Annotated in this window: 1 protein-coding gene; it reads left to right on the forward strand. The window is 57.8% G+C overall.

Going from position 1 to position 1,799, the window contains the following annotated elements:
* Nucleotides 1-225 precede the first annotated feature (225 nt).
* Nucleotides 226-1,799: long-chain fatty acid--CoA ligase (locus ACRESD_RS08485; RefSeq protein WP_431750512.1), on the forward strand; the 1,574-nt coding region annotated here is incomplete at its 3' end.

Below are 1,799 nucleotides of genomic sequence, written 5' to 3' on the forward strand. Positions count from 1 at the left end.
TTTCAGCTGGGTTTAAAGTGTGACCAAATATTGTAGGACAGTCGTGTTTATGACCGTGGGCCCCATCTTTGGCTCTAGGCGACTCTTGGCAAAGCTGCTACTCTCGGCGCGCTTTGTGACTTCTCGGCCTGCTTGAAAGCGCCAGACTCACCTTAAAAAAACATACACCAATAATAATCGCATCAAATGCGATGATGAATTCGCGTCGCTGAGGAGTGGGCTTCCATGAACGAAGACTTTTGGAAGGATAAATACCCCGCCGGGATTGCTGCAGAAATCAATCCAGACGAGTATCAGAATATTCAGGCGGTACTGAAACAGTCCTGCCAACGCTTCGCCGACAAACCGGCTTTCAGCAACCTGGGCAAGACCGTCACCTACGGTGAACTGTACGAATTGTCCGGCGCCTTCGCCGCCTACCTGCAGCAGCACACCGACTTGAAGCCCGGTGACAGAATCGCCGTGCAACTGCCCAACGTCCTGCAGTATCCGGTCGCCGTGTTCGGCGCCATCCGTGCTGGCCTGATCGTGGTCAACACCAACCCGCTGTACACCGCGCGGGAAATGGAACACCAATTCAATGATTCCGGGGCCAAGGCTCTGGTCTGCCTGGCCAACATGGCGCACCTGGCTGAAAAAGTCGTGCCCAAGACTGCCGTCAAGCATGTCATCGTCACCGAAGTCGCCGACTTGCTCTCGCCCTTCAAGCGCTTGCTGATCAACAGCGTCATCAAGTACGTGAAGAAGATGGTCCCGGCTTACCACTTGCCCAACGCGATCAAGTTCAACGACGTGCTGGCCAAGGGGCACGGGCAACCGGTCAACGACGCCAGCCCGGCCAGCAATGATGTCGCCGTACTGCAATACACCGGTGGCACCACCGGTGTGGCCAAGGGGGCGATGCTCACTCACCGCAACCTGGTCGCCAATATGTTGCAGTGCAAGGCGTTGATGGGTTCCAACCTCAACGAGGGCTGCGAAATCCTGATCACGCCACTGCCGTTGTATCACATCTATGCCTTCACCTTTCATTGCATGGCGATGATGCTGATCGGCAACCACAACATCCTGATCAGCAACCCGCGCGACTTGCCGGCGATGGTCAAGGAACTGTCGAAGTGGAAGTTCAGCGGCTTCGTCGGGCTGAATACCCTGTTCGTGGCGCTGTGCAATAACGAAGCGTTCCGCAAGCTGGATTTCTCTGCGCTGAAAGTCACCCTGTCGGGCGGCATGGCCCTGCAACTGGCCGCTGCCGAGCGTTGGAAAGCCGTGACCGGCTGCGGTATCTGCGAAGGTTATGGCATGACCGAAACCAGCCCGGTAGCCACTGTGAACCCGATCCAGCACATCCAGATCGGCACCATCGGCATTCCGGTGCCGTCCACCGTGTGCAAAGTCATCGCCGATGACGGTACTGAGCTGGCGCTGGGTGAAACCGGCGAGCTGTGCGTCAAGGGCCCACAAGTGATGAAGGGCTACTGGCAGCGCCAGGACGCCACCGACGAGATGCTCGACAGCGAAGGCTGGCTGAAGACCGGTGACATCGCGATCATCCAGCCTGACGGCTACATGCGCATTGTCGATCGCAAGAAGGACATGATCCTGGTCTCGGGCTTCAACGTGTACCCGAACGAACTGGAGGACGTACTGGCAGGTCTGCCGGGCGTGCTGCAGTGCGCGGCCATCGGTGTGCCGGACGAGAAGTCCGGGGAACACATCAAGATCTTCATCGTGGTCAAGCCAGGGGCCACCCTGACCAAGGACCAGGTGATGGAACATATGCGCGCCAACGTCACCGG

Source organism: Pseudomonas sp. (assembly GCF_050739995.1).
GTDB lineage: Bacteria > Pseudomonadota > Gammaproteobacteria > Pseudomonadales > Pseudomonadaceae > Aquipseudomonas.